This is a genomic window from Stenotrophomonas sp. STEN225 (genome assembly GCF_056756445.1).
In genome coordinates this window covers 138,151-155,790 of sequence record NZ_JBRRBV010000007.1, presented here as the reverse complement: position 1 = coordinate 155,790, position 17,640 = coordinate 138,151, and the positions used below count along the sequence as shown (strand labels likewise).

Below are 17,640 nucleotides of genomic sequence, written 5' to 3'. Positions count from 1 at the left end.
TAATCGAGGAGATTCCAGATCAGAGACGATCATGCCAGCTTCGTCCCCCAGTCCCAGCATGCTAACCGATCAACTGCGCCAGTCCCTGCGGGAGGCCCAGGATCAGGTCAACGCGCTGGTGCTGGGCAAGGTTCCGGAAGTGCGGCTCGCCTTCGTCGCTCTGCTGTCCGGTGGACATCTGCTGATCGAGGACCTGCCCGGCCTCGGCAAGACCACGCTGGCCCACGCGCTGGCCAGCAGTCTGGGCCTGGGCTTCCAGCGCGTGCAGTTCACCTCGGACCTGTTGCCGGCCGATGTGCTTGGCGTATCGGTGTATGAGGCAGGCAGTCGCCAGTTCCAGTTCCATCCCGGCCCGGTGTTCACCCATGTGCTGCTGGCCGATGAAATCAACCGCGCGCCACCACGCACGCAGAGCGCGCTGCTGGAGGCCATGGCCGAACAGCAGGTGACACTGGATGGACAGACGCATGCGCTGCCGGACCCCTTCTTCGTGATCGCCACCCAGAATCCGGTGGACCTGTCGGGCACGTTCCCCTTGCCCGACTCGCAGCTGGACCGTTTCCTGCTGCGGCTGGCGATGGGCTATCCCAGCCCGCAGGCCGAGCGCGAGCTGCTGCGCGGCACCGATCGCCGCGACCTGATCGCACGTGCGATGCCGAAACTGGACGAAGTGCAGGTGCGGGCATTGCGTGAGGCCGTAGGCCAGGTCCACGCCAGCGACGCGCTGGTCGACTACGTGCAGGCCCTGCTGACCCGCAGCCGCCAGCATGCAGGCGTGCGCGTAGGGCTGTCGCCTCGTGCCGGACTGGCGCTGCTGCGTGCAGCCCGGGCGCATGCGCTGCTGCTCGGCCGCAGCCATGTCATTCCCGAAGACGTGCAGACGCTGTTCGTGGCGGTGGCGGGGCATCGACTGGTGGCCGAAGCCGAGTCCAGCTCCGGGCCTGCGCTGGCACGCGCGATCCTGCAGACCGTCACGGTGGACTGAGCGTGGCCTCGCGCTGGGCGCGGCTGCAGCTGCTGGCACGCCCGCGTGCGCCGGAAGCACTGCCGCAGCGGTTGAACCGCCACCGCATCTACGTGCTGCCTACACGCTTCGGCCTGTTCGTCGCCACGCTGCTGTCAGCGATGCTGCTGGGTGCGCTGAACTACAACAACAACCCCGCGTTGCTGCTGGCGTTGCTGCTGGCGGCGGCGGCAATCGCCAGCGCCATTGCCGCGCACCTGCAGTTGTCGGGCGTGCAGATCGATGCGATCTCCGCCGAGCCGGTGCCTGCCGGCCAGCCGCTGCGGCTGCGCGTGGACCTGTCGCTGCGTGATCCGCGGCCACGACAGGGGCTGCACCTGCAACTGGGCGACAGCCAGGCCTGGACCTCGCTGCCGGCACAGGGGCGCGGCGAAGTGGAGCTGGACGTCCCCAGCGAACGTCGCGGCTGGCGGGAGCTGTCGCGCATCCGCCTGTCCACCACGCAACCGTTGGGCCTGGTCCGTGCGTGGTCGTGGGTGTGGCCGGAACAGCCATTGCTGGTGTATCCCCTGGCCGAAGCGTTGGCCCCCGCGCTGCCGGAGCGCGGCAACGATCCATTGCACACCCGCGCCCACGCCAGCGGCGAAGAGCTGCACCAGCTGCGCCCCTACCGCGCCGGAGACGCGCCACGCAGCATTGCCTGGAAGCACTCCGCGCGCCGCGACAGCCTGCTGGTCCGTGAGTACGAAAAGCCGGTCGGCATCGAGGTCGTGCTGGACTGGCACACGCTGGCGCCACTGCCGACCGAAGCGCGCATCGCACGCCTGGCGCGCTGGATCGACATGGCCGAACGCGGAGGTCGCCGCTACACCCTGCTGCTGCCCTCGCATCCGCCACTGGGGCCGGGACAGGGCGCCAGCCATCACCATCTCTGCCTGCGCGCGTTGGCGCTGATGCCGCATGACTGACGCCGCGCCCACGCTCGACCGCAACGCCCGCACCTGGACCCTGGCCAGCGCTGCGCTTGCGCTGCTGCCGTTGCTGCTGCAGTTGCCGCCGATGCTGGCCACGGTGATCGCGCTGGCTGCGCTGCTGACGGCCGCGCTGTCGTGGCGACGCGTGTTGCCGATGCCGGTGCGCCTGCTGCTCGTGCTGGGCATGCTGGCCGCCATCGCCTGGCAGATGGGCCTGGTCCGCCCCGGACGCGATACCGGCTGCGCACTGCTCGCCGCGATGCTTGCAATCAAGTCCAGCGAGCTGCGCAGCCTGCGCGATGCACGCAGCCTGCTGGGCTTTGCGCTGTTCTCGCCATTCGCCGCCTTCCTGCTGGACCAGGGCCCGCTGACCACGCTGCTGGCGGCGCTGGCCGGCCTTTGTGCACTGCTGGCCCTGCAGCGCCTGGCACAGGGCGAGGGCCACGCCGACGCCTTGCCGTTGCGCGGCCAGCTGAAGGGCGTCGGCCGGCTGCTGGCGCTGGGCCTGCCACTGGCGCTGGCGTCGTTCTGGCTGTTTCCGCGTCTGTCCACGCCGCTGTGGGGCGTACCCGAACGCGCGGTCAGCACGCCGGGCCTGTCCGACAGCATGGAGCCGGGGCAGTGGCTGGACCTGATGGCCGACGACACACCTGCGCTGCGGGTGCAGTTCTTCGGCGCCGTACCCGATCCGGACCAGCGCTACTGGCGAGGACCGGTGTTGACCGACTTCGATGGCCGACGCTGGACCCGTGACCGTGCCCGCACGCAGCGCCCACCCGCGATCGTCGATGCCGGTGCGCGCGGCTGGGACTACCAGATCGACTACGAGCCGACCGACCGCCGCCAGCTGGTGGCACTGGATCTGCCGACCCGTGCGCCGGAAGGCAGCACGCTGGATGCGGACATGAGCCTGCTCAGCGACCGCACGCTGTCGGCGCTGAGCCGGTGGCGCCTGCACTCGGCGCCGCCGCAGCACTTCGACAGCGCGCTCCCCCCCTACCTGCGACGCGCAGCGCTGCAGTTGCCGGCCGGCTTCAATCCACGCACCGCCACCCTCGCCCGGCAGTGGCGGCAGGAGGCGGGCAGCAACGATGAGGCCGTGGTACGTCGCGCCCTGCAGTGGATCACCACCGATTTCTCCTACACGCTGGACACGCCCGTGGCCGGCCGCGACCCCATCGATGAATTCCTGTTCGGCTACAAGGCAGGCTTCTGCGAGCACTTCAGCTCGGCCTTCGTGGTGCTGATGCGCAACGCAGGCATTCCGGCCCGCGTGGTGACCGGCTTCGCCGGCGGCACGCGCAACCGGGTGGGCGACTACTGGGTCGTGCGGCGGATGGATGCCCACGCCTGGGCCGAGGTCTGGCTGCCGCAACGGGGCTGGGTGCGGGTCGATCCCACGGCCGCCGTCGCCCCCGAACGCATCCTGGACACCCTCGACGATCGCCTGCTGGCAGACGCCGGCAATCCGCTGCAGCAGCGCTGGCTGCAGCTGGGTCAGATGGGCGACTGGCTGCGCCGTGGCTGGAACGACCTGGTGCTGTCCTTCGATGCGCGCCGCCAGCAGCAGCTGTTCAAGCCCCTGGGCCTGGACGACATCAAGCCGGGACAGTTGCTGTCAGGCTTCGTGATGGCCGCGTTGGCAGCCGTGCTGTGGATGGCATGGCTGCTGGCCCGGGGCGAGCGCGAACGCGACCCGCTGCTGCGCGCCTGGCACCGCCTGGGCCGGCGCTACGCCCGGCTCGGCCTGGCCCGCGAACCGCACGAGCCGGCACTGCTCTGGGCCCGTCGCGTCGATGCGTGCCGGCCCGATCCGGCCCTGCTGGCACTCAGCCAGCGTTTCGCCGACGCGCGCTACGCTGGAACTTGCACCGACCTCGCTTCATTATTGCGGGACCTGCGCAGGCATCGCCCGACTTCCGGAGCCTCCCCATGAACACCAAGTTCCTTCTCACCGCTGTGGCCACGCTGGCCCTGTCGGCCTGCGCCACGGCCCCAAAGCCGCTGCAGGGACAGTTCAGCCTGGTCTCCCCGCGCGACTCGGTCGCTACCCAGCAGGTCGGCACGCCCGTGCGCTGGGGTGGCCGCATCATCGAAACCAAGCCCGGCCAGGGCGAGACCTGCTTCCAGATGATCTCGCGCCCGCTCAACGCCTCCGGCCGGCCGAACACCACCTCGTCCGATGCCAGCGACGGCCGCTTCATCGCCTGCCGCTCCGGCTTCTACGATCCGGCGGTGTTTGAGCCCGGCCGTGACGTGACCTTCATCGGCAAGATCGATGGTTACCAGAACACCCGCATCGGCGAGTACGACTATCGCCTGCCGAAGCTGTCGGCCGATGTGATCTACCTGTGGCCGGAGCAGCGCCAGGTCGACGTCGTGCCCTACCCCTATGGCCCCTGGGGCCCGGGCCCGTATGGCCCGTACTGGGGCTACGGCCGCTGGGGCTGGTGGTAACCCCCCTCCGGTACGCATGACGCAGAAGGCCGCCCACCGGGCGGCCTTCTGCTTGCACGCCATCGCGCCGGCGGGCGCTTACTTCCCGGGCGCGCCGAAATGGCCCAGCGGCGCGCCGGCCAGCAGATGCATGTGGATGTGGAACACGGTCTGCCCCGCATCCTCACGGCAGTTCATCACGATGCGGTAGCCCTGCTCGGCAAAGCCCTCGCGGCGCGCATAGTCGGCCGCCGCCAGGGCCAGCTTGCCGATCAGGTGCGCCTGCGAAGGCTGCAGGTCGTCCAGGGTCGGAATGATTTCATTCTTCGGAATGAACAGCACGTGCACCGGCGCCTGCGGCGCGATGTCCTTGAAGCCCAGCACGTCCTCGTCTTCATAGACGATGGTGGCCGGAATCTCGCGACGGATGATCCTGCTGAAAAGGGTTTCGTTGCTCATGGTCGGCCTCGGTGAAATGTCGCCTGCATTGTAGGCAACCCCCGCCCTTCAAAGGGCCAGGCCGTCAATCGCGGAATTCGCTGCGGGTGCCGAACGCGTGCGACAGCGTGCCGCGATCCACGTATTCCAGTTCGCCCCCCAGCGGCAGCCCCTGCGCCAACCGGCTCGGCCGGACCTGGCGGGCCCGCGCCAGCTGCGCCAGATAATGCGCGGTGGCCTCTCCCTCGACGGTGGCACTGGTGGCGATGATCAGCTCCTGCACTTCGCCTTCGCCAAGGCGCTGCTCCAGCTGCTCCAGGCCCAGGTCGCGCGGACCGATGCCGTCGAGCGGCGACAGACGCCCCTGCAGCACGAAGTAGACACCCCGGAAGCCGGTGGCATTCTCGATGGCAAGGCGGTCGGCGGGCGATTCCACCACGCACAGCTGGCTGCGCTCGCGGCTGCCGTTGGCGCAGGTCGGGCACAGTTCGGTTTCACTGAAATCGCGGCACTGCGCGCAGTGGCCGATGCGCTCTACGGCCAGCGCCAACACCTCGGCCAGGCGCTGGCCGCCGTCGCGTTCGCGTTCCAGCAGGTGGTAGGCCATGCGCTGCGCGGTCTTCTGGCCCACGCCAGGCAGCACCCGCAGCGCATCGATCAATTGTTCAAGCAGGGGTGCGGACACGGCAGCTTCTGGCTTTATGGGTGTGCGCGGCACCCGGCAACGCGGGCACCGCGCCGACGATCAGAACGGCAGCTTCATGCCCGGCGGAAGCTGCATGCCGGCGGTAGCCGAGCCCATCTTCGACTTCGATTCGGCATCGATCTTGTTGGAGGCATCGTTGAACGCCGCGGCGATCAGGTCTTCCAGCATCTCCGGGTCACTGGCCAGCGACGGGTCGATGCGCACCTTGCGGCACTCCTTGGCACCGGTCAGCGTCACGCTGACCATGCCACCGCCGGCACTGCCGGTCACTTCGATCCTGGCGATTTCTTCCTGGGCCTTCTGCAGGTTCTCCTGCATCTTCTGGGCCTGCTGCATCAGTTGGGCGATGTTGCCGCGCATAGTGTCTTACTCGTCAAAAGAACGGATGGAATCGGAAACGACCCGGGCGCCGTGTTGCTGGATCAGCACCTGCACTTCCGGATCGTCCATGAAAACAGCCTCTGCCACCTGTTGCCGCTCGCCGCGCTGGCGATCGGCGCGCTGGTGCAGGGTCTCGGCCGGAACGTGTTCGGTTTCCACGGTCTCGACCACGATCTTCAGCGCGTGCCCCAAGGCCTTTTCCAGCATTTCGCCAAGAGCGGCCAGCGCGCGTTCCGAGCGCAGGTACTCAAATCCGGGCGAAAGCCCCAGTTTCAAGGTCCCCTGCCGGCAGGAGATGAAGGCGGCATTGGCCGCAAGCTGCCGTGAAGGCCCGCTCAGGCCGCTGTTGGCGACCAGGTCCAGCCAGTCTTCCGCTGTCGCCAGCTCGCCGATGTCAGCCCGCGCGCCCGTCTCCGCCGACGCGACGGGCGCAGGTGGAGCGATGACGATGCCCTCGGAACGGAACGGACGCTCGGGCGCGGCTGATGCAGCGACCGGAGGCGACGGCTCATGCCAGGGCGCGACCATGGCCGCGTCCGGCGTGGCGACATCCGCAGCCAGTGTCTGGTCGCGGGCCTCGGCCTCGTCCGTGGCCCACGGCGGAAGATCGTCGACGGCCACCGGCACCGGGATGCCGTCGGCCTTGACCGGCGGCGGCGACACCGGTTCTTCGACCGGAACCGGCTTCGGCTCAGGCGCCGGATCAGGTTCGGGTTCGGGCGCCGGCTCTGGCTTCGGGTCGGGTTCGCGTGGGGCGGCCTGCGCAGGCACGCGGGCCGGGATCGCGGCAGCGGCGGCCACCGGGGCCGTTTCCTGGCTGCCAGCACCCGCCCCACCACCGGGCATCGCCCCCCCGGCGGCACCGCCGGCGGCATCCACCGAACGCGGCACCGGCGGCACCGACGCTGCCGGGCGGAACGCCAGCATGCGCAGCACGGCCATTTCAAAGCCCGCGCGCGGGCTCGGCGCCAGCGACAGGTCGCGACGGCCGTTCAGGGCCATCTGATACCAGAGCTGCACCACCTCCGGACGCAGCCGCCCGGCGAACGCTGCCGCGTCCAGGCCTTCAGCCGCGGCGGCAACACCCGGTACCAGCTGCTGCACCTGGATGCGATGCAGGCCTTCGGCCAAGGCCTCCAGCACGCCACTCCAGTCGGGCGAGAATTCCGCCAGTGCCGCCACCACCTGCAACAGGCGCGACCCGTCACCTTCGGCTAGGGCATCGAGCATCGCTGCCACCTGGGTGCGATCGACGGTCCCCAGCATGGTGCGCACCACATCGTCGCGCAGCGCACCACCGGCGTAGGCGATGGCCTGGTCCAGCAGCGACAGACCGTCGCGCAAACTGCCGTCGGCGGCCTTGGCCAGCTGCACGATGGCACTGCCGTCGGCTTCGATTTCCTCGGCCGCCAGGATGCGGGTCATCTGGCCCTGGATCTGGTCCTCATCCAGGCGCTTGAGGTTGAACTGCAGGCAGCGGCTGAGCACGGTGACCGGCAGCTTCTGCGGATCGGTGGTGGCCAGCAGGAACTTGACGTGCTCCGGCGGCTCTTCCAGCGTCTTCAGCAGCGCGTTGAACGCCGCCTTCGAGAGCATGTGCACTTCGTCGATCAGGTAGACCTTGTACTTGCCGCGCGAGGGCATGTACTGCGCGTTCTCGATCACCTCACGGACGTCATCCACGCCGGTGTTGGACGCGGCGTCGATCTCCAGCAGGTCGATGTAGCGACCGGCATCGATGTCCAGGCAGGCCGGGCACTGGCCGCACGGATCGGCACTGGTGCCCTGCTCGCAGTTCAGCGACTTGGCGAAGATGCGCGCGATGGTGGTCTTGCCCACACCGCGGGTACCGGTGAACAGGAACGCGTGGTGGACCCGGCCACTGTCCAGCGCATTGCTGAGCGCACGGACCACGTGTTCCTGGCCCACCAGCTCGGCAAAACGCTTCGGACGCCACTTGCGGGCAAGGACGAGATAGGACATCAGGCCACCGTCTTCCATCGGATGCTCCATTGTGCCACGCCTGTCCATCCCCCTCCGCCTGCGACGCGCCCTGAATGGGTGCTTGTGTCCTGCCGCGCCGCCCGCTAGAATCTGCGCCCCTGCTGAGGCGTTTGCCGATGGCAGGGATCCGGAGAGGTGTCCGAGTGGTTGAAGGAGCACGCCTGGAAAGTGTGTAAGCGTCTAAACCGCGCTTCGGGGGTTCGAATCCCCCTCTCTCCGCCAGATGAATGAAAAAGCCGCCCATCGGGCGGCTTTTTTATTTGTCTGGTGGAGAGCATCGGGGTGAGAAGCCTCGCCGGGGTTCGACGGATCTGCAGGAGCAGATCCGGACCGCCGAAGGCGGGTCCCGAAGCGCAGCGCGCAGGGATCGGGTGCAGGGATGCACCCGACAATCCCCCTCTCTCCGCCAGATGAATAAAAAAGCCGCCCAACGGGCGGCTTTTTTATTTGTCTGGCAGCCAGAGTCGGTTGTCCAGCAAACTCCGCCCAACCTCAACTGCTGGACAGCTTCATCAGCACCAGCCCCGACACGATCAGTACCGCCGCGCCGATCCGCATCGGGCTGACCTGTTCACCCAGGAACACGATGCCGACCACGAAGGCACCGACCGCGCCGATGCCTGTCCAGATCGTGTAAGCCGTTCCCAGCGGCAGGCTGCGCATGGCCACGGCCAGCAGCCAGAAACTGGCGATCATGCCGGCGAGAGTGACCAGGGTGGGAGTGAGCCTGGTGAAGCCTTCCGATTGCTTCATCGACACGGCCCAGACGATTTCCAGCAGGCCAGCGAACAACAGATAGATCCAGGCCATGACGGCCCTCCTCTTGGCAGGGCCAGGCCGTCCTGGTCATTGATTCCCGATGTGGGGGAGGTCGTTCCTCCTGGCCCGGGATTCTAGCAACGCCCGCGCCGCCCGGCCGCGAATACGCGCCGCGGGTTACAGCAGATTCAGCGCATGGCGCTGGCGTCGATACGCATGCCTGCGCTAGAATGCGCGCCTGCCATCGGCCAGCCGATGTGCAGTCCGGCTGTGGTCTCCGGCGCACCCTGCGCTGCTTCCCCTGATCCGTGAACAGGCCGCCTCCGGGCGGCCAACGTCTCTATGGTGGCCCCGTCGGCCCCTCGCGACGCTAGGTCGAAAACCCCGCCAGGGCCGGAAGGCAGCAACGGTATCGATCGACGCGGGCGCCGAGGTCAGCCGGCGGGGCCATCGCCTTTCTGGCAGTGCCGCGCTCTGGTAGAGGTCAACCCTGGTTGGCCCCCTCGCCGGGCGTGGCCCGGCGCTACCGTGCTTCGGGCGTCCCTTGATGGAATACCACCCGCCATCCCTGCCCATGCCTGCGCCACAACGAACTGCGCAGCACCCAGCGTTGCGGCTGGCCATCCAGGTGGTAGCGGCTGCGATAACGCACCTGGGCCAGGTCTGGTGCCAGCAACGAGACCGCGTACTGCTCCGATTCGATCTGCACCTGCGCCCGCTCCAGCGGAATCTCCGCCAGCGCAGCCGCACGGCCATAGCACTGGCCGGAGCTGCCGATCTCGCTGAAATCCTCATCCAGCAGTTCCGACAGCCGCGCGCGATCACCGCGCACCTGCGGGGTGTGCAGCGCGCGTTCCAGATGTTCCAGCTCGGCCGCCAGCGCCGCGTCGGCAGGCTGGCCAGAGGTATTCACGGCGGATCCTGCGCCAGCACGTGCGGCGCGGTCGGGATCGCCAGCGGCACGCACTGGCCCGGCTGTGCCACGCGGTGTCCGCGCGCGGCCAGCGCAGCACCATCGGCCACGCTGGCGTAGTGGTACAGCATCATCCGCGCCTGCAGCTCAGCGCTGTACTCGCGCTCCAGATCATCGACCCCGGTATGCGATGGATTGCCGTGCAGGCCGCAGTCGTGGGCGATCAGCTCGTTGTCACTGGCGTACCGCGCCAGCATCTCCGGGATCGGCCGGGTATCACCGCTCCAGGTCAGCGCGCCCTGCAGGCGCAGCCCATAGGCGGTCTCCGGCCAGTGGTGGCGTGCCGGGAATACTTCCAGGCGCACGCCTTCATGCCAGAACGCGTCGCCGACCACGACCAACTGGAACGCATCCCAGAAATTGGCACCGCCCTCGGCCAGCACATTGGGGTAATCGCCGATGCGCCTGTGCAGCAGCGGCACCACGGTGGCCGGCACATACAGGCGCACCTTCCCACGCCGCTGCGCGTTGAAGTAGGTATCCACGAACAGCCGCTCGAAACCGGCCACATGGTCCAGGTGGACATGCGTGATGAACAGCGCCTGCGGCATGTGGCCGTAGTGCGCCCTGAAGGCGGTCAGGCCTTCCCCGCCACAGTCGATCGTCAACCACGGCCGACCTTCGCGCTCGATCACCGACATCGGTGATCCCAACTCGACCGCCGACGCATTGCCGACGCCGAGGAAACGCAACGACCAGTCCATCAGGTGCCCCGGTTCCAGGCCATGTCATAGGCGCGGCGCAGCCGCGCGTAGTCCTTCTGCACGTCCTCTACGCTGCGCTCGCCGCGCAGCTTGATCAACGAGCGCAGCAGGCGCTTGAGGTTGCGCTCCCGCCAGGCGGTGGCCGGAATGCGGATGACGCCACGATCGAAGTCGATCAGCCAGCCATGGCCGTTGCTGTCGAACAGGATGTTGTGCGCGTTGAGGTCGGCATGGTCCAGGCCGGCACGGTGGAAGCGGGCGATCAGCCGACCGGTCTCTTCCCACGGCGCGCCACGTCCGGCAACCAGCGCGCGGTCGGCCAGCGAACGCACCCCTTCGATCCGTTCCATCAGGATCGCCGCCCGGTAGCGCATGCCCTGCCGCATGTAGAAAGCCGCCACCGGCCGGGGAACCGGCAGCTTCAGCGCGCGCAGGGCCCGCATCAGCCGGAACTCGGCAAAACTGCGGGTCCGGTCGGCGCCCCGCCACAGGTACTGGTCGTGGCTGATCCTGGCCACCAGGCCACCGCGCAGGTAATGGCGCAGCACGCTGGGGCCGAACGGCGCGTCGACGAACCAGGCGCTGCCACGTCCCCCTTCGCCCACCGGCCGGGCCCGGCTGCCCCAGTGCTGGGGAGAGAACAGGCCGATGTCGGCTTGCCGCAGGCGCTCGCGGTCGAACAGAATGGCCCCGATGCCGCGACCCTCGCGGCATGGCGTCAGCGCTTCATTGGCGTCGAATGCGACCATTTCTTTGAGTCTAACAACACATGGCATCAGCGTCCTCATCCTTGTGCCTTCTGCGCCTGTCCGCACTTGGCGATGTCACCCACGTGGTGCCCCTGGTGCGTACGCTGCAGGCCGCACGCCCGGACACGCCGATCCACTGGATCATCGACAAGGCCGGGCAGAAGCTGCTCGAGGGTCTGCCGGGCGTGACCTTCCATGCCTACGACAAGAAGAGCGGCATGGCCGGCGTCAAGGAGCTGCGCAAGCAGCTGCCACCGGGGCGCTTCGAGGCGCTGCTGCAGATGCAGGTGGCCTTCCGCGCGAACCTGCTGTCGGCGTTCATCCCGGCCGAACGCCGCATCGGATACGACCGCAGCCGCTCGAAGGACCTGCATGGGTTGTTCATCAACGAACGCATTCCGGACCGCCCCGGCATCCACGTGCTGGATGCGATCGGCAGCTTCTGCGAGCCGCTGGGCCTGCACCAGACCGACGTGAGCTGGGACCTGGCCGTGCCGCAGTCGGCCTTCGAGTGGGCCGCGGCGCAGTGGCAGGATGATGGCCGGCCGGTACTGATGATTTCGCCCTGCTCCAGCCACGTCCGCCGCAACTGGTACGCCGACCGCTACGCGGCCGTCGCCAACCATGCCACGCAGCGCGGCTGGCAGGTGGTGCTGTGCGGTGGGCGCAGTGAACTGGAACGCAGCATGGCCGACGCGATCCAGGCCCAGCTGCACACGCCGGCACTGGACCTGGTCGGCAAGGACACGCTCAAGCAGCTGCCTGCGCTGCTGGCACGCGCCAATCTGGTGATGACACCCGATTCGGGACCGATGCATATCGCCAATGCCATGGGAGCGAAGGTGCTGGGCCTGCACGCGGCCAGCAACCCGCACCGCAGCGGCCCGTATTCGGATCGCCGCTATTGCGTGGACCGCTATGACGACGCCGCACGCAAGTATCTCGGCAAGCAGGCCGCCGACCTCAAGTGGGGCACCAAGATCGAGTTCGATGATGTGATGGAACTGATCACGGTCGAGGACGGCATCGCCGCCTTCGAGCGTTACGTGACCGACCACCTCACCTGAGTCGATGGATCATCGGTAGCGCCGGGCAACGCCCGGCGGATCCATCTCACCCGCGCTGTGCGTAATCCTGGTACGACTTCTCTTCCACGTAGGCAGAGCCCAGTGCCAGGTTGATCGCCTTCTTGATGCGAGCGCGCTCGTCATTGCGCAGATACACACTGCGTGCAAGGTCGATGAAGCCCTGGTCGAACGCCTGCGCCTTCTCCTTCAGGCGGATGTCGTCCTCGATGTCCCACAACTGCTCGTTGACGGCCTTGAGTTCACCGCGCAGCTTGGCGATGTCCTTGACCGCGGCCGGGTGCGCCATCCAGGTCTGCTCCAGCGCCGACAGCTCCTTGCGCACGTTGGCCAGCTTGCCCTCGTCGCTGATCCGCTCGGACTTGATCTGCAGGATCGAAATCTTGTCGAGCAGTTCGCCAAAGGACACGGGAACGAGGATTTCAGCAGTCATGGGGGAGCTCCAGCAGGTGATGCGTACATGTTAACCCGCAGCACCCCGAGGGGAGATCCATTGCCGCCCCGCAACGCGCGCGGCCAGCCGGACAACGAAAAAAGCCGCCCGGGGGGCGGCTTTCTTCTTCATCTGGCGGAGAGGGGGGGATTCGAACCCCCGAGGCGCTATAAACGCCTGCCTGATTTCGAGTCAGGTACATTCAACCACTCTGCCACCTCTCCGGGTGGTCCCCGGCGAACCGGGGACGCGCATCATACGAGGAAGTGAGGCTGCCGACAAGTCTCCGGGGCCCTGCGGCGCAATTTTCCTGCCGCCATGCCTTGCCGGATGCCGGTCACGCCGTGATGATGCCCTCTCCCCCGCGCTACCCCGCCCCGCACACCATGATCGAATTCGGACATCTCACCCATCCCGGCCTGCGCCGCGAGCTCAACGAGGACACCTATTACGGTGACAGCGAGCTGGGCGTGTGGCTGGTGGCCGATGGCATGGGCGGGCACGCCTGCGGCGAGGTCGCCAGCGCGCTGGCGCGCGAAGCCATCGTCCGCGAGATCCGCCGCGGCGCGTCTCTGGAGCAGGCCATCCGCACGGCCGACGAAGAGATCATCCGCGCTTCGCGGCGACGCAACGATACGCTGCCGATGGGCACCACCGTGGTCGCCGCGCGCGTGCAGGGCAATCGCTACGAAGTGGCCTGGGTCGGTGACAGCCGGGCCTACCTGTGGCGCGACGGCCAGCTGGCCCAGCTCAGCCAGGATCACAGCGTGGTGCAGGAACTGGTCACGCAGGGCAACCTGACCGCGGAGCAGGCGCGCGCGCATCCGCACCGCAATGTGGTCACCCAGGCGCTGGGCGTGACCGATCCGGCGCACCTGAACGTGGCCACCACCCGTGGCGAACTTCGTCCCGGCATGCAGCTGCTGCTGTGCAGCGATGGCCTGACCGAGGAGGTCGATGATCGTGGCATCGCCCGCACGCTGGCCTTCGACGACGCCAGCGCACAGGAATGCGTGGATACGCTCGTCGCCGCCGCGCTTGATGGCGGCGGCCGCGACAACATCAGCGTGATCCTGGTCCGCTGCCACTGAGCCAGCGGACCGCACGCGCACCCTGCGCCGAGGGTCTACGCGCTGGCGGGCTCTTCCACCTTCGGGCCGTCCCACAGCGCATGACCGGCCTTCTTGCGCAGGCGTTCCAGTCGCGCGGCGTGCGCTTCACGTTCCGATGCGGTGGCGACCACGCGCGGACGCGGCAGCAGCTTGGCAGCATCGAACGCCTGCAGCACCGCGCCACCCGCGCCGGCCTCGTCCTCGCCCAGGCCGAAGCCGATCTCTTCCTGCCCTGACGTCAGCGCGATGTAGACATCGCCCAGGATCTGCGCATCGAGCAGGCCGCCGTGCAGTGCACGGTGCGAATTGTCCACGCCCAGCCGCTTGCACAGCGCATCCAGCGAGTTGCGCTGGCCCGGGAAACGCTCGCGCGCCATCGCCAGGGTGTCGATCACGGTGCAGCGATCGGTGATCTTCCCGTACTGCGGCCCCAGCAGGGACAACTCGTTGTCGAGGAAGCCCAGGTCGAATGCCGCGTTGTGGATGATCAGCTCGGCGCCGTCGATGAACGCCAGGAACTCATCGGCGATCTGCGCGAACTCGGGCTTGTCGGCCAGGAAGTCCAGGGTCAGGCCGGTGACCTCCTGCGCGCCCTGTTCGAACTCACAGTCCGGCTTGATGTACTGGTGATAGTTGTTGCCGGTGGGGCGACGCTTGAACAGCTCCACGCAGCCGATTTCGACGATGCGGTTGCCCTTCTTCCACTCCAGGCCGGTGGTTTCGGTATCGAGAATGATCTGACGCATGGGCTCAGTTTACCGGGCTGGCATCGCGGATCTGGATGGCGGCATTGCGCGCCAGCGTATCGACGCGTTCATTGTCCGGATCGCCGGAATGCCCCTTCACCCAGCGCCAGTCGATCTGGTGCCGCAGCGTCGCCGCATGCAGCCGCTCCCACAGCTCGCGGTTCTTCACCGGATCACCGCCGGCGGTCTTCCAGTTCTTGCGGATCCAGCCCGGCATCCATTGGGTCAGGCCCTGCCGCACATACTGGGAGTCGGTGAACAGCACGATGTTGCAGGGCTCGGTCAGCGCCTCCAGGCCGGAAATGGCCGCCATCAGTTCCATCCGGTTGTTGGTGGTATGCGCTTCGCCGCCGCTCAGTTCACGCTCGTGGTCCTTGTAGCGCAGCAACGCGGCCCAGCCGCCGGGACCGGGATTGCCGAGGCAGGATCCGTCGGTATGGATTTCGATGGTTTTCAATACAGCTCCAGAATCAGGTAGCAACGGTGCCATGCCAGCGCACCGGCAGCGGTGTCGGCCCGGGCAGGGCCAACGTACGTTTTTCGGCATGGAACAGGCAGGCCGCGCGCAGCGGGGCCCAACCCCCGCGGCCACGACTGCCGGCGCCCTGCCAGAGCGGGCCCAGGTAGCGCATGTCGTCGCAGTCCAGCCCGTGACGACCCAGCAGCTGGCGGATCCGCTGCGGCGTACGCACCGTCAGGCCATGCTGGCGCCAGTGGGTGCGGAACGGACTGAACGGATTAAGGCTGCTCAACCACAGATGGCCGCCGGGCATCAGCACCCGCTCGCACTCGTCAAGCAGCTGGTCGGCATCAGCGGCCGTCACGTGCTGCAGCACGATGGCATTGACGCTTTCGGTGGCCAGCGGCAGCGGCAGACCGCAGCACGCATCACCGGCATAGCGGCCGCCACTGCGGTACAGGCGCAGGCCGCGCCCGCCCGGCTGCGCATCTTCCAGCCAGGCAGCGCTCGGCGCGATCCACATCCAGGGCTGTGCGGGCAGCACCGACAGCTGTGGCAACAGCAGTTGCCGCTCCAGCACGCGCAGGGCCGCCGCCGGCTCGCTGTCGAACCACGGGGCCAGGCTCGCTTGACGGGTGCTCTGCAGCGCGGGCATGGTCCAATTCTATGCGACTGACTGCCCTGCCCGCATTTGCGGACAATTACATCTGGGTGCTGATCGATGATGAAGGCGCTGCCATCGTCGTCGATCCCGGTGATGCCGCGCCGGTGCTCGCGCTGGCCGAACAGGGCCTGCGCGTGGATACCATCCTGCTGACCCACCATCACGACGACCACATCGGTGGCGTGCCGGCCCTGCGTGCCCGTTTTCCCGGCGCGCGGGTGGTCGCACCGGTGGAGGAACGCATCACCACCGCCACGGAACGCGTCGGCGAAGGTGAACGCGTTCAGGCACTGGGCCGGACGTTCCACGTACTATCCGTGCCCGGGCATACCCGCAGCCACATCGCGTTTCACACTGCTGAACATCTTTTCAGCGGAGATTCGTTGTTCAGCCTGGGCTGTGGACGCCTGTTCGAAGGTACGCCGTCCCAGCTGCTGGCATCGATGCGCACGCTGGGTACCTTGCCTGCACGACTGCTGCTTTGTTGTGCCCATGAGTACACCGTGTCAAATGCCGTCTTCGCGCGGCATGTCGACCCCGCCAACGCTGCCCTGCGGCAGCGCCAAGAGGAGGCTTTGGCCATGCGCCGCGATGACCGTTCCACCCTGCCGGTAACCCTGGCCAACGAACTGGACTGCAATCCGTTCCTGCGTGTGCACACCGCGCCGATCCGCGCGGCGGTGTCGGCGCACCTGGGGCGCGACGTCGTTGACGATGTCGATGTCATGGCCGGTCTCCGGCATTGGAAAGACGGCTTCCGCGCATGATGCGCCGAAGTCTGCCGCTGGCCCTGGGCATCGCTCTGGGGCTGGCTGGAACCGCAGGCGCGCAGTCGCTGGGCGCTGGCATCGGCCAGAATCTCACCGCCGCTGCTGCGTTGCCCTTGGACGCCTCTTCGCTGCCACCTGCATCGGTGCGCAATGGCCAGGAGATCTTCTCCAGCTTCCGCGATGGCCTGGCTGAACCCACCTGCGACGCCGAGGCCACCAGCCCGCGCTGGCAGAAGCAGTTCGCGCACGCCCCTTCGCGCCTGGCCAACCAGGATGACGATGCACTGGTCCTGTTCGGCTATGTGGTCGAAGAACTGCGCAAGGCCAACCTGCCGACCGAATTCGCATTGATTCCCTTCGTGGAAAGCGGCTACCGGCCCAATGCCCGCAATGGCAGCGGACCGACCGGGCTGTGGCAGTTCATCGCCACCACCGCCCGCAACCATCGCGTGCCGATGGCCAACGGCTACGACGGCCGCCTGTCGGCGGTGGATTCGACCCAGGCCGCGGTGCGCTACCTGAAAACCCTGCACGGCATGTTCGGCGGCGACTGGCGGCTGGCCACCATGGCCTACAACGCTGGCGAATATCGCGTGCTGCAGGCGCTGCGCAAGGCAGGCATGAATGCGCAGAACGCCACGCCCTCAGCCCTGCCCGGACTGTCGCCGGTCACCTATGCCTACGTCGAGAAGCTTCACGCCCTGGCCTGCGTGCTGGAAGACGTGGAAGAACAGCCGGGCGTCATGGCCTCGCTGGACCGCACCGTGCCGGTGCTGAAGGATCATGCCCTGCCGGCCGGCACCAGCGTCCAGCAGTGGGCCGCCCAGCGCTCACTGGACCCGGCACGCATCGCCCGCCTGAATCCCGCCCTGGCCGCCGGTGGCCGCCCCACGGGCACCACCCGGGTGCTGGCCCCTGTCGCAGCGGCGACCGCCGACGTGGTGGACAGCACGACGGCGCTGGCGGCCTCGGTTTCGCCCACCTCTGCCCCCGCTGCCTCGCCAGCGCCGCAGGTTGCCCGCACCGTCGCCGCCGCCGTCGACCGTCCGCGCAGCCGTCGGCATACGGTGCGCAACGGCGAGTCGGCCTGGACCATTGCCCGTCGCTACGGCATGCCGGTCAAGGCGCTGCTGTCGATGAATGGCCTGAGTGGCAGCAGCGTGCTCAAGCCGGGCGCGGTGCTTCGCCTGGAAGACTGACCGGCGCACAGCAGCACCGCGCGATCCTCCTGCTACCGGGCACCCGCCCACGAAAAAGGCCCGGCAATGCCGGGCCTTTCCGT

At 67.9% G+C, this 17,640-nt stretch carries 20 protein-coding genes, 2 tRNA genes and 1 other RNA gene; 10 read left to right on the top strand and 13 right to left on the bottom strand.

Going from position 1 to position 17,640, the window contains the following annotated elements; translation table 11 throughout:
- Positions 1–31: 31 nt before the first annotated feature.
- Genes ACVOJ1_RS09470 through ACVOJ1_RS09455 form a run of 4 tightly spaced genes read left to right on the top strand, consistent with a single transcriptional unit; the run spans position 32 to position 4,395 of the window.
- Complete coding sequence (locus ACVOJ1_RS09470) at positions 32–985, top strand: AAA family ATPase (RefSeq protein WP_065175954.1); 954 nt, start codon at positions 32–34, stop codon at positions 983–985.
- A 2-nt stretch (positions 986–987) separates the two neighbouring features.
- Entirely contained in the window at positions 988–1,932 is a 945-nt protein-coding gene (locus ACVOJ1_RS09465; protein WP_053519085.1) for a DUF58 domain-containing protein, read from the top strand.
- Complete coding sequence (locus ACVOJ1_RS09460; RefSeq protein ID WP_346480352.1) at positions 1,925–3,874, top strand: transglutaminase TgpA family protein; 1,950 nt, start codon at positions 1,925–1,927, stop codon at positions 3,872–3,874. Before ACVOJ1_RS09465 ends, ACVOJ1_RS09460 begins: the two co-directional genes overlap by 8 nt.
- On the top strand, positions 3,871–4,395 hold the full coding sequence (locus tag ACVOJ1_RS09455; protein WP_065175952.1) for a Slp family lipoprotein: 525 nt from the start codon (positions 3,871–3,873) through the stop codon (positions 4,393–4,395). Before ACVOJ1_RS09460 ends, ACVOJ1_RS09455 begins: the two co-directional genes overlap by 4 nt.
- 78 nt (positions 4,396–4,473) lie before the next feature.
- Here the strand turns inward: ACVOJ1_RS09455 and ACVOJ1_RS09450 are convergent, their stop codons facing one another.
- The 4 genes from ACVOJ1_RS09450 to dnaX form a co-directional block, all read right to left on the bottom strand.
- Entirely contained in the window at positions 4,474–4,833 is a 360-nt protein-coding gene (locus ACVOJ1_RS09450) for a histidine triad nucleotide-binding protein (protein WP_053519079.1), read from the bottom strand.
- A gap of 64 nt (positions 4,834–4,897) precedes the next feature.
- The gene (recR, locus tag ACVOJ1_RS09445; protein ID WP_053519077.1) at positions 4,898–5,497 is read right to left on the bottom strand and encodes a recombination mediator RecR; all 600 of its coding nucleotides are present in this window, start codon (positions 5,495–5,497) and stop codon (positions 4,898–4,900) included.
- A gap of 60 nt (positions 5,498–5,557) precedes the next feature.
- Positions 5,558–5,878 (bottom strand): YbaB/EbfC family nucleoid-associated protein, encoded by a 321-nt coding sequence (locus tag ACVOJ1_RS09440; RefSeq protein ID WP_010483846.1) that lies wholly within the window; start codon positions 5,876–5,878, stop codon positions 5,558–5,560.
- Positions 5,879–5,884: 6 nt separating this feature from the next.
- Entirely contained in the window at positions 5,885–7,900 is a 2,016-nt protein-coding gene (gene dnaX / locus ACVOJ1_RS09435) for a DNA polymerase III subunit gamma/tau (RefSeq protein WP_111187160.1), read from the bottom strand.
- A 132-nt stretch (positions 7,901–8,032) separates the two neighbouring features.
- Here dnaX and ACVOJ1_RS09430 point away from each other — a divergent pair.
- Positions 8,033–8,125: transfer RNA gene (locus ACVOJ1_RS09430), tRNA-Ser, on the top strand.
- Between the two features lie 270 nt (positions 8,126–8,395).
- Here ACVOJ1_RS09430 and ACVOJ1_RS09425 read toward each other — a convergent pair.
- On the bottom strand, positions 8,396–8,713 hold the full coding sequence (locus ACVOJ1_RS09425; RefSeq protein ID WP_053519073.1) for a DMT family transporter: 318 nt from the start codon (positions 8,711–8,713) through the stop codon (positions 8,396–8,398).
- Between the two features lie 300 nt (positions 8,714–9,013).
- Here ACVOJ1_RS09425 and ffs point away from each other — a divergent pair.
- Positions 9,014–9,110, top strand: an RNA gene (gene ffs, locus ACVOJ1_RS09420) — signal recognition particle sRNA small type.
- A gap of 75 nt (positions 9,111–9,185) precedes the next feature.
- On the opposite strand, the gene ACVOJ1_RS09415 is transcribed toward ffs, so the two are convergent.
- Genes ACVOJ1_RS09415 through ACVOJ1_RS09405 form a run of 3 tightly spaced genes read right to left on the bottom strand, consistent with a single transcriptional unit; the run spans position 9,186 to position 11,088 of the window.
- Positions 9,186–9,575 carry a nuclear transport factor 2 family protein gene (locus ACVOJ1_RS09415; RefSeq protein WP_053519070.1) on the bottom strand — a complete coding sequence of 130 codons (390 nt, stop codon included), beginning with the start codon at positions 9,573–9,575 and terminating at the stop codon, positions 9,186–9,188.
- Complete coding sequence (locus ACVOJ1_RS09410) at positions 9,572–10,339, bottom strand: MBL fold metallo-hydrolase (protein ID WP_111187161.1); 768 nt, start codon at positions 10,337–10,339, stop codon at positions 9,572–9,574. Before ACVOJ1_RS09410 ends, ACVOJ1_RS09415 begins: the two co-directional genes overlap by 4 nt.
- Positions 10,339–11,088 carry a 3-deoxy-D-manno-octulosonic acid kinase gene (locus tag ACVOJ1_RS09405; protein ID WP_053519066.1) on the bottom strand — a complete coding sequence of 250 codons (750 nt, stop codon included), beginning with the start codon at positions 11,086–11,088 and terminating at the stop codon, positions 10,339–10,341. The genes ACVOJ1_RS09410 and ACVOJ1_RS09405 overlap by 1 nt, the downstream gene beginning before the upstream one ends.
- A gap of 20 nt (positions 11,089–11,108) precedes the next feature.
- On the opposite strand from ACVOJ1_RS09405, the gene ACVOJ1_RS09400 reads away from it, so the two are divergent.
- Positions 11,109–12,155: a glycosyltransferase family 9 protein gene (locus ACVOJ1_RS09400; RefSeq protein WP_111187162.1), complete on the top strand. Its 1,047-nt coding sequence runs from the start codon at positions 11,109–11,111 to the stop codon at positions 12,153–12,155.
- A 46-nt stretch (positions 12,156–12,201) separates the two neighbouring features.
- Here the strand turns inward: ACVOJ1_RS09400 and ACVOJ1_RS09395 are convergent, their stop codons facing one another.
- Positions 12,202–12,606 carry a DUF6165 family protein gene (locus ACVOJ1_RS09395; protein ID WP_053519062.1) on the bottom strand — a complete coding sequence of 135 codons (405 nt, stop codon included), beginning with the start codon at positions 12,604–12,606 and terminating at the stop codon, positions 12,202–12,204.
- Between the two features lie 133 nt (positions 12,607–12,739).
- Positions 12,740–12,830: transfer RNA gene (locus tag ACVOJ1_RS09390), tRNA-Ser, on the bottom strand.
- Positions 12,831–12,992: 162 nt separating this feature from the next.
- On the opposite strand from ACVOJ1_RS09390, the gene ACVOJ1_RS09385 reads away from it, so the two are divergent.
- Positions 12,993–13,697: a PP2C family protein-serine/threonine phosphatase gene (locus ACVOJ1_RS09385; RefSeq protein WP_053519060.1), complete on the top strand. Its 705-nt coding sequence runs from the start codon at positions 12,993–12,995 to the stop codon at positions 13,695–13,697.
- Between the two features lie 35 nt (positions 13,698–13,732).
- On the opposite strand, the gene dnaQ is transcribed toward ACVOJ1_RS09385, so the two are convergent.
- The 3 genes from dnaQ to ACVOJ1_RS09370 are packed head-to-tail and all read right to left on the bottom strand — an operon-like array spanning position 13,733 to position 15,579.
- Positions 13,733–14,464: a DNA polymerase III subunit epsilon gene (gene dnaQ / locus ACVOJ1_RS09380; protein WP_053519058.1), complete on the bottom strand. Its 732-nt coding sequence runs from the start codon at positions 14,462–14,464 to the stop codon at positions 13,733–13,735.
- Between the two features lie 4 nt (positions 14,465–14,468).
- A complete protein-coding gene (gene rnhA / locus ACVOJ1_RS09375; protein WP_053519056.1) occupies positions 14,469–14,921 on the bottom strand; it encodes a ribonuclease HI in 453 nt (150 codons plus the stop codon).
- Positions 14,922–14,934: 13 nt separating this feature from the next.
- On the bottom strand, positions 14,935–15,579 hold the full coding sequence (locus tag ACVOJ1_RS09370) for a methyltransferase domain-containing protein (RefSeq protein ID WP_065175947.1): 645 nt from the start codon (positions 15,577–15,579) through the stop codon (positions 14,935–14,937).
- Between the two features lie 11 nt (positions 15,580–15,590).
- Between ACVOJ1_RS09370 and gloB the strand changes: the two genes are divergently transcribed.
- The gene (gene gloB, locus ACVOJ1_RS09365; RefSeq protein WP_053519052.1) at positions 15,591–16,355 is read left to right on the top strand and encodes a hydroxyacylglutathione hydrolase; all 765 of its coding nucleotides are present in this window, start codon (positions 15,591–15,593) and stop codon (positions 16,353–16,355) included.
- Positions 16,352–17,557, top strand: coding sequence for a lytic transglycosylase domain-containing protein (locus ACVOJ1_RS09360; protein ID WP_111187163.1), 1,206 nt, complete (start codon positions 16,352–16,354; stop codon positions 17,555–17,557). Before gloB ends, ACVOJ1_RS09360 begins: the two co-directional genes overlap by 4 nt.
- Positions 17,558–17,640: the final 83 nt, after the last annotated feature.

Bases quoted from the DNA above. Each gene is read 5' to 3' on its own strand.
- gloB (WP_053519052.1), top strand. From the start codon at position 15,591: ATGCGACTGACTGCCCTGCCCGCATTTGCGGACAATTACATCTGGGTG.
- dnaQ (WP_053519058.1), bottom strand. From the start codon at position 14,464: ATGCGTCAGATCATTCTCGATACCGAAACCACCGGCCTGGAGTGGAAG.
- ACVOJ1_RS09370 (WP_065175947.1), bottom strand. From the start codon at position 15,579: ATGCCCGCGCTGCAGAGCACCCGTCAAGCGAGCCTGGCCCCGTGGTTC.
- ACVOJ1_RS09455 (WP_065175952.1), top strand. From the start codon at position 3,871: ATGAACACCAAGTTCCTTCTCACCGCTGTGGCCACGCTGGCCCTGTCG.
- ACVOJ1_RS09400 (WP_111187162.1), top strand. From the start codon at position 11,109: ATGGCATCAGCGTCCTCATCCTTGTGCCTTCTGCGCCTGTCCGCACTT.
- ACVOJ1_RS09425 (WP_053519073.1), bottom strand. From the start codon at position 8,713: ATGGCCTGGATCTATCTGTTGTTCGCTGGCCTGCTGGAAATCGTCTGG.
- ACVOJ1_RS09440 (WP_010483846.1), bottom strand. From the start codon at position 5,878: ATGCGCGGCAACATCGCCCAACTGATGCAGCAGGCCCAGAAGATGCAG.
- dnaX (WP_111187160.1), bottom strand. From the start codon at position 7,900: ATGGAAGACGGTGGCCTGATGTCCTATCTCGTCCTTGCCCGCAAGTGG.
- ACVOJ1_RS09405 (WP_053519066.1), bottom strand. From the start codon at position 11,088: ATGGTCGCATTCGACGCCAATGAAGCGCTGACGCCATGCCGCGAGGGT.
- ACVOJ1_RS09360 (WP_111187163.1), top strand. From the start codon at position 16,352: ATGATGCGCCGAAGTCTGCCGCTGGCCCTGGGCATCGCTCTGGGGCTG.
- ACVOJ1_RS09410 (WP_111187161.1), bottom strand. From the start codon at position 10,339: ATGGACTGGTCGTTGCGTTTCCTCGGCGTCGGCAATGCGTCGGCGGTC.
- ACVOJ1_RS09395 (WP_053519062.1), bottom strand. From the start codon at position 12,606: ATGACTGCTGAAATCCTCGTTCCCGTGTCCTTTGGCGAACTGCTCGAC.
- ACVOJ1_RS09460 (WP_346480352.1), top strand. From the start codon at position 1,925: ATGACTGACGCCGCGCCCACGCTCGACCGCAACGCCCGCACCTGGACC.
- ACVOJ1_RS09470 (WP_065175954.1), top strand. From the start codon at position 32: ATGCCAGCTTCGTCCCCCAGTCCCAGCATGCTAACCGATCAACTGCGC.
- ACVOJ1_RS09450 (WP_053519079.1), bottom strand. From the start codon at position 4,833: ATGAGCAACGAAACCCTTTTCAGCAGGATCATCCGTCGCGAGATTCCG.
- ACVOJ1_RS09385 (WP_053519060.1), top strand. From the start codon at position 12,993: ATGATCGAATTCGGACATCTCACCCATCCCGGCCTGCGCCGCGAGCTC.